7 protein-coding genes and 1 pseudogene are annotated in these 8,310 nt (G+C 35.6%); 4 read left to right on the top strand and 4 right to left on the bottom strand.

The window, feature by feature from the left end:
- Window positions 1-563: 563 nt before the first annotated feature.
- The 4 genes from D1003_RS10745 to D1003_RS10730 are packed head-to-tail and all read right to left on the bottom strand — an operon-like array spanning window position 564 to window position 4,524.
- Window positions 564-1,724: an ABC transporter permease gene (locus D1003_RS10745; RefSeq protein ID WP_052911697.1), complete on the bottom strand. Its 1,161-nt coding sequence runs from the start codon at window positions 1,722-1,724 to the stop codon at window positions 564-566.
- A 7-nt stretch (window positions 1,725-1,731) separates the two neighbouring features.
- The gene (locus D1003_RS10740) at window positions 1,732-2,688 is read right to left on the bottom strand and encodes an HlyD family secretion protein (protein WP_052911698.1); all 957 of its coding nucleotides are present in this window, start codon (window positions 2,686-2,688) and stop codon (window positions 1,732-1,734) included.
- A gap of 13 nt (window positions 2,689-2,701) precedes the next feature.
- Complete coding sequence (locus tag D1003_RS10735) at window positions 2,702-4,084, bottom strand: TolC family protein (protein WP_052911699.1); 1,383 nt, start codon at window positions 4,082-4,084, stop codon at window positions 2,702-2,704.
- Complete coding sequence (locus D1003_RS10730) at window positions 4,081-4,524, bottom strand: MarR family winged helix-turn-helix transcriptional regulator (RefSeq protein WP_153936990.1); 444 nt, start codon at window positions 4,522-4,524, stop codon at window positions 4,081-4,083. The genes D1003_RS10735 and D1003_RS10730 overlap by 4 nt, the downstream gene beginning before the upstream one ends.
- Window positions 4,525-5,479: 955 nt before the next feature.
- Between D1003_RS10730 and D1003_RS10725 the strand changes: the two genes are divergently transcribed.
- The 4 genes and pseudogenes from D1003_RS10725 to D1003_RS11120 form a co-directional block, all read left to right on the top strand.
- Window positions 5,480-5,857 (top strand): hypothetical protein, encoded by a 378-nt coding sequence (locus D1003_RS10725; RefSeq protein ID WP_311710135.1) that lies wholly within the window; start codon window positions 5,480-5,482, stop codon window positions 5,855-5,857.
- Between the two features lie 336 nt (window positions 5,858-6,193).
- The gene (locus D1003_RS10720) at window positions 6,194-6,694 is read left to right on the top strand and encodes a GNAT family N-acetyltransferase (protein WP_153936989.1); all 501 of its coding nucleotides are present in this window, start codon (window positions 6,194-6,196) and stop codon (window positions 6,692-6,694) included.
- 223 nt (window positions 6,695-6,917) lie between these two features.
- On the top strand, window positions 6,918-7,943 hold the full coding sequence (locus D1003_RS10710; protein ID WP_153936987.1) for a sulfite exporter TauE/SafE family protein: 1,026 nt from the start codon (window positions 6,918-6,920) through the stop codon (window positions 7,941-7,943).
- A gap of 157 nt (window positions 7,944-8,100) precedes the next feature.
- Window positions 8,101-8,310 (top strand): annotated as a pseudogene (locus D1003_RS11120) (hypothetical protein); the annotation flags it as partial.

Raw genomic sequence — 8,310 nt, 5'->3', positions numbered from 1 at the left:
CCTCCTCGAACTAAACGAGAATTGATAATAGATTTACCTGGATTAGTAAATAAAACGGAGCAGAAATTTAACCATTTTGATTACCGAATCACTAAATGGATAGAAGTATCAGGAGTAGGAGGACATAATACCGTTAAACCCTAACTCTGTCAAATTTCTCTGTCTAAGCCTCATAAATAATTGATTTTTATATTTTTACAACACGGTACAGAATAACCTAATTATTGCATTAAGTATTAAAAATCAAAATGTTACAATGATTAAATTGTCTGAACAATCGGATTTAGGGTTAAGTATAAAGATAAAGAAAATAAAAACTGGTTACAACAAGGTATTGCCGCAAGCGGGGTTAATTGTTTTTTTAGAAAATTTTGTTTACTTTTGAAGAGTGGTATTTTAGTTGAAGTTAGTTGCTAATAAGCCCCGCCTTCGGCAATACCCAGATCGTTAGTGGCAATGGCAGAACAACCGTACCCCTGAAATTAAACGGCTGAAAAATAACAACCTGACACAGAAAAAAATAATAAAAATCTACCACACAGGATTTTTTTGCAGTACAAAATTCAACCTTGCTTCAACACCTTTTTCCTTTTAAAATACAAAGCTACATAAGACAAAACCGCACAAACAAGTCCAATCCAAATCATAGCCCAAATTGCACCCGAACATTGGGACAACGTTCCTTCTTCAATAAGCAGAATTCGGAATGCCTGTAAGAAATGTGTAAGCGGAATCACGTTTGCAACAGCCACAACCCAATCGGGCATTTGCGAAAGCGGCCACGTAAATCCACTCAAAATAAAACTCGGAGTGGCTATTACCATCAATATTTCGGTTGCTTTGAGCTGACTCGGAATCAATATGCTTACCAATATCCCGATAAAACATACCGACAACACGAAAATTCCCGCTACAAAGGTCAAAGCACCTAGATTTTCATAAAACGGAATCCTGAACCAAAACGTAAACAGATAATACAAGATCCAAATACCGAAGCTCATTATCAGATACGGAATTATCTTAATTGCCATTATTTTGAGTAGGGATTTGTTTTCCGAAACCAAAGTTCTGAACGTTCCGTTTTCGTATTCCGAGGCAAACGACAAAGCCAAGCCTAACAGCAAAACCTGTTGCAAAACCGTAGCCAAAATGCCGGGCCACAAAAAGTACATATAGTTCGTGCTTCGGTTGTATTTTTTGATAAACGTGGTTTTGAACGGCTCATATTGCGACATTGCCACACTTTCAGGCATTCCTTGTTTTTTAAGAGCTTCAATCTGAACTCCCGCTTTAAGTGTTCCTAAACAAATCTGAATGGCAGTCGAAGCATAATTGGCTGTTAAAACATTCGAAGTATTTACAATGGTAAGCACTTCGGGATACTTTTTGGTCATAACCTGCTTTTCAAAATCTTTCGGAATAATCACAACCGCAGGAATGTTATCGTTTTCCGCTACAATTTTAGCTAAATCGTTCTGGTCATAACGGATAAAAGCCACGTTCAGAACCTCATTATCCTGCATCATTTCAATAGCTTTTCGGCTCATCTGACTTTGGTCTTCATCAACCACCACAACAGGCAAATCGGTAACTTTTCCTTTCTGGTAAACAAAGCCCAAAAGTATTCCGTACATAATCGGAGCCCCAATAAAAAGCAACCGAAGCACACTGTTATCCCAAAACAAACGGAATTCCCTTTTTATAAGCGAAAAAAAGTTTTTCATTTGATTTTTATTTTAACAGTTCTAAAGTAACCGTAGTTTTCGTAAACAAATCTTTGGTCTGACTGATATCAACCGGACTGATTTTTATCTCAAAAAGACTCTCCTGAATTTCGTAATCGGGATAAGCCGTTGCAATATTTGCATAAGCTCCCAAAGCCTTAACCGAAATTACTTTTCCCTTAACCTGACTTTTGTTATAGACTATATTGACAGTTACTTCCTGTCCTTTCTGAACCTTTGAAAGCTGGCTTTCGGGAATCGTAAAACGGAAATAAGTCGATTCCGAAATCGTTCCGCTAATCAAGGTATAACCGGGAAGCGCCAGCTCCCCTACTTTAAGCGTAATGGACTCTACCGTCATATCCTGTGGAGCAATGATATACCGCTCGGAATCCGCAACCGAAACCTCCTGCAAAGCTCCCAAAGCTCTTTCCTGTTGTCCAAAAGCCATTTTTTGCTGTTCGATTCTCGCTCCGTATTTCACGTCCGAAATTTCAGCCTGAACAGCCAGATACTGCGATTGAGCCCCCTGATATTTAGCGAAAGCCTCATCATACATCTGTTGAGAAACCAACGAATCTTTAAGCATATTTGACAATCGGTTAATGGATTTTTGAGCCAGTTCGTACTGTTCTTTCAATGCTTTTTGTTTGGCTTCTAGCTGTTTGAGCTGATTGTCCGTAGCTCCTTTCAAAGTCATATCATATTGGGCTTTTGCCGACTGAACCGCTCCTTCAGCCTGACTTTTTTTGGCATCGACTTCAGGAATGTCCAAAATAGCAAGCGTATCGCCTTTCCTTACAAAATCTCCTTCCTGAATACGGATTTCAATGATTTTTCCCGGAATTTTCGATACGATTCCGATTTGCTCCCTTTCGATTTTTCCCTGAATAACCTCGGCTTTCGGCTTACCACAACCGACAGCGGAAATCACTACAACTAATAATAAATATATCTTTTTCATCACTTTTAATAAGTTAGTTTAAAATAGTTTTGGTTAATTCTCCTGTTACGGAAAGTGTTTCTAAAGCGGACAGCCTTTGCTCTACTAAAATCTGAATTTTATTGGCTGATGCTTTAAACAAATCGTTCTCCGCTTCCAATCTTTCGGAAATGTTGATAAGCCCTTCCTGATATTGCCTTACAGCCATATTCAGATTGTTTGAAGCTACTTTTTCATGTTCCAGACCAATTTGGTATTTCTTATTCTGAACCCTGTAATCCGCCAGGTTATTTTCCAAAAGCAAAGCAAATTTCTCTTTCGCATCATCTAATTGATTTTGCACCTGTTCCGCATTTATCTTGGCTTCGTGGATTTTGTGCTTACGTTCAAATCCGCTGAAAATCTCCCACTTCATCGAAAGTCCTACCATCCAATTCGGACTCAACGTAAGTTCATTCATTCTTCCGTAAAGTCGGGAATTTACCATTGGAATTTCAGGTGTAATCATCGTAGCGTCAAAAAGGCTCGCATAAGTAACACCTCCGAATGCTCCCAAAACAGGAAGATAGCTCCCTTTTTCTTTCTTGACCATATAATCGGAAGCCTTCTTGAATGATTCCAAGGCTTTTAGCTCTTGTTTGTTTTCAACCGATAAATCTTCCGAAATCACATAAGGAACAAGTAAATATTCTACTTCTTTGATTTGGTTTTCGGAATATCCCGTGAGGTAATTTATTTTTTGGTAAAGGACTTTTCGTTTTCCTTCCATTTCTATCTTTTTGGATTGTAATTCGAGATTTGCCAATTTGATTTTGTCCCTGTCATACGGAATGGCAAGTCCTTCTTCGATAGCCCTTTCTACTCTTTTGGCTTCGGTAGCCAATCGTTTTTCGCTGTCAATCAGCAATTTTTCGACTTCGTTCAACAAGTGTACTTGGTCAAAGGAATGAATCACTTCTTTAATTAAACTTTCTTTTTCAGCCTCAGAAAGATAAGCCGTTCCGATTCGTTTTTGCTCCAAAGCCTTTGCTCCGTTTTCAATCTGAAAACCACTAAACAAAACCGTTTTTGCCATCAGGCTACCCATCAATAAGTTTCCGTAACTGTCAAACGATTGCTTTCCGTCAAAAACCGGCTGATTGATAACCGGAATGTTTCCTGTCGGTAAATCGAGCGTTATTTTCGTATCGAAATACATATAATTTGCCGAACCTTCTACTTTCGGAATGTATTTGTTCCAAACACTTTTCTTTTCCGTACTGATTTTTTCCACTTCCAAATCTTTGTTTCGGATAGAAGCGTTTTTGTCGATTGCTTTCTGAATTGCTTCCTGCAAAGACGGGCTCACATCAATTTGAGCCTTTCCTTCAAAAGCCAAAAGGCAGGCAAGTATAGGCAGTAATTTTTTAATTCTCATTTTACCTCTAAATTTTGATATATTTTATGAAACACTTCTTTTACTGTCACTATATTTTCTACACTGATTCCTTTTATGGATTCTTCGACGGTAGCATTGACAAGATTCATAACTTTTTCCTGTATTTGCTTTCCTTTTTTTGTCAGAAAAATCAAATTAGACCTTCTGTCATTTACATCGGGTTTCCGGTCGACCAAACCGTCTTTTTCCATATTGTCAATCAAACGGGTTACGCTTGGGCTGTCCCGAAAGCTCTTATCTGCCAAATACTGTTGCGAGCAACCGTCATTTTCCCACAAAACAGCCAAAATAGACCATTGTTCCTTGGTTAATTCTACTCCGTTCTGTCTGAAATTCTTATTCAAAACACGATTAAATGCCTGTGGTGTCCTGCCCGTAAGCAGATTGTAAAAATCCTGATATTCTAAAATTGATTGCATAACCAACTGTTGTTTATGCAACAAAAGTATAACAAATTTTTCAAACAAGACTGTTTTTTGAAAAAATTAACTTTTGGAGAAAAAGCAAAAATTTTTTTAGTCTTTTGATTTACAGATAAATGAATCAAACAAAGAGTAAACAAACAGCCACAGCCACTAACAAGGGTTTTGCAAGAGAGCGGGTTAAGTGCTAAATTCAACTTTTGTGCTTCTATTCCGCAAAAACCATTTTTTATTTGTTTGAAAAGTGTAAATTAGCAAATAAAAAAATGGTTTTGCTACGTTGGTGCTAAATTGAAAGTTTGTGCTTTCTAATCCTCTCCCTCGCAAAGCCCCGAACCGTTACCAGCTATACACTCCAAACATTTTGCTAAGGATTTGAAACTATTCAAAACGTTCTAAATTGTGAATAATAAGAAACTGAATTTAGACCCAGCCGAGCAGTGCGTGTTAGGGGGTCTAAATTCATTTTCTACAACGGACGGCTTAAAAGCATATTTTGAATGAGCCGACTCTTAAAAAATGTTGGAGAGTACAGCTGGTAACTCGTAATGCTCGACTAAATGTTGGACTTTTAAAACCTAAAAAAAGAGGAAAAATCCCAAAGGAAAGAACCTCAAACTGACGAAAAACGGAAAACGAATGGATTTCGGAACTGAAAACGAGTAACCCAAAAAACTACGGAACTGACTAAAGGCTGAAAAACTAAACGGTCAAATTGTAGACTTGAACGTTGAAAATGTGAAAAACGTGCGGACTGAAAACTATGCAGAAAAGACACCACACTGAAAAAAATAGTACAGCTGGTAACAAGGTATTGCCGCAAGCGGGGGTTAATTGCTTTTTTAGAAAAATTTATTTACCTTTGAGGTATGGTATTTCAGTTGAAGTTAGGTGCTAAGAAGCCCCGCCTTCGGCAATACCCGGACCGTTGTAACCAATTTAGGAAAACCTTGTGGAAAAAACGACGGAAAAAGTAAATGAAGATTTAAAAGCCGATTTTGTATTACTAATGCACCCACGTTCCAAGTGGTTGTTTTGGAAATACTTTCGGAAATATCGAATAGCAGGCTCTTTGTGGAATATCTCTGAATTTATTGTTTACAAAGGAATAGAGGTCGAATTTATGTTTTATTCACGAGAAAACGAATTATTATTTCAAGAAACCTATGAATTAGACCGCTGGTTACCTCCTCGAACTAAACGAGAATTGATAATAGATTTACCTGGATTAGTAAATAAAACGGAGCAGAAATTTAACCATTTTGATTACCGAATCACTAAATGGATAGAAGTATCAGGAGTGGGAGGACATAATACCGTTAAACCCTAACTCTGTCAAATTTCTCTGTCTAAACATCATAAATAATTGATTATCATATTTTTACAATACAGTACAGAATGACCTAATTATTACATTAATCGTTAAAAATCAAAATGTTACAATGTTTAAACTGTCTGAACAATCGGATTTAGGGTTAAGTATAAAGATAAAGAAAATAAAAACTGGTTACAACAAGGTATTGCCGCAAGCGGGGATATAGTTGTATTTTAGAAAATTTTGTTTACTTTTGAAGTATGGTATTTTAGTTGAAGTTGGGTGCTAATAAGCCCCGCCTTCGGCAATACCCTAACCGTTACCTGCAAGTTTATGTAAACAGTTCGTGCTATGATTGAAATTCAAAAATTTAAGAAAGAAAATATTGAAAAATTAATTTCGTGGATTGATAATGCTGAAGATTTGATGCAATTTGCCGGTCCGAAATTTACTTTTCCCCTAACAAAATCACAAATCCTGGAATCTTTAGAAGATAAAAATCGATTTGCATTTTCAGTAAAAAATAAAGATGAAATAATTGGACACGCCGAAATTTATTTCAAGGAAAATTCATTTGCTTTAGGACGAATTTTAATCAATAACGAAAATCGTGGAAAAGGCTATGGAAAATTATTAACCGAAAAACTACTGGATTACGGCTTTGAAAATTCGGAAAAAGAATTTGCCGAATTAAATGTATTCGATTGGAATATACCTGCCATAAAATCTTATGAAAAAGCCGGTTTTATAATTAATCCGAATGAATCAATACACAGAGAAATCAATGGGGAAATTTGGACTGCACTAAATATGAGAATTTATAGACAGGAATATAAGAAAACCTGCAGGTAACATAGTATTTGCAAAAGGCGGGGTAAAGGTGTCGAATTGAAAAGCAGAAATATTTAGCCGCATATGCTTTTCAATTCAACTATTTTGATTAATTTAGTTTCATTGAAAAAGCATCTGCTACGGTTGGTCGAAATTGAACTATTCGTTCAATTTAGCCCGCCCTTCGCAAATACTTTTTCCGTTGTAGGCAATTTTATTACAAAAATCACGTTAGAAAAAAATAATGTTGAAAATAGGACTTCTTTTCTTAGGGGCAATTGTAGCATTTTGGATTAGTGCAATTTGTGGTGGCGGTGCAAGTTTAATTTTAATACCTGTTTTAAATATTCTTTTACCAACTTCTGTTGTTCCCCTTTCTTTAACCGTTGGAACATTTACAAGTTCTGCATCAAGGATAGCCGTATTTAAAAAATTTATCAATTGGAGAATATTTTTTTGGTTTGTTCCCTTTTCAATTCCAGCAGTATTGTTTGGAGCTTACTTAATCAAATTTGTAAATCCTGTTTATTTACAATTAGTTGTTGGTTTTATTTTAATTGCAAACGTTCCACAACTTTTTATAACTAGAAAAAAGCAAGAAAAGACAGAAAAACCTTATCCGGAATTTGTACTTGCAATTGTAGGATTTTTTGCGGGATTTGTTTCAGGAATTACCGGAGCGATAGGACTTTTGTTTAATAGATTTTACTTAAAATATGGATTATCAAAAGAAGAAATTGTTGCAACAAGAGCTGCAAATGAAATATTTCTTCATTTAATTAAACTGATAATTTATATAATACTTGGTTTGTATTCAACAACAGCCATTTGGTTGGGAATTGCAATTGCAATTGCAACAATTATTTCATCATATACCGTGAAATATATATTGCCCTATTTAAGTGAATTCGTTTTTAGAAAAATTGGTTATGGAGCGATGGTAATTTCAGGAGTATCATTATTAATTTCCACTTCTGGAAAAATTATTCAACAAGATAATTTAGACATTTTTAAGAATAAATTTGGTGAAACAGCAATTAAATGGAGAGAAAGTAGTTTTGTTTTAGAGTTTGCAATTGATGATGGATTGGAAATTGAAAAACCAATTTTATCTGACGAGCTTCCTAAAAATATAAATGAAAAATACACTGAACTAATTTCTAAATATGACACAATATATTTAGAAAAGGTATTTAAACTTGGTTCTGAATCAAGCTATGAATTTTATTGCTATAAGAATAATAGACTTACCAAATTTGAATTCAAATAAAAAACTGCCTACAACAAGGTATTGCCGAAAGCGGGGATGTTTACATTTTAGAAACTTTTGTTTACTTTTGAGGTATGGTATCTTAGTTGAAGTTAGGTGCTAGTAAGCCCCGCCTTCGGCAATACCCGGACCGTTGTAACCAATTTAGGAAAACCTTGTGGAAAAAACGACGGAAAAAGTAAATGAAGATTTAAAAGCCGATTTTGCATTACTATTTCAATCACGTTGTGGATGGTTGTTTTGGAAACCCTTTCGGAAATATCGAATAGAAGGCTCTTTGTGGAATAGCTCTGAATTTATTGTTTACAAGGGAATAGAAGTTGAATTTATGTTTTATTCACGAGAAAACGAATTATTATTTCAAGAC

This window comes from Riemerella anatipestifer, assembly GCF_009663465.1.
In the GTDB taxonomy this organism is placed as follows: Bacteria; Bacteroidota; Bacteroidia; order Flavobacteriales; family Weeksellaceae; genus Riemerella; species Riemerella anatipestifer_C.
This window is presented reverse-complemented; position numbering and strand designations above follow the sequence as displayed.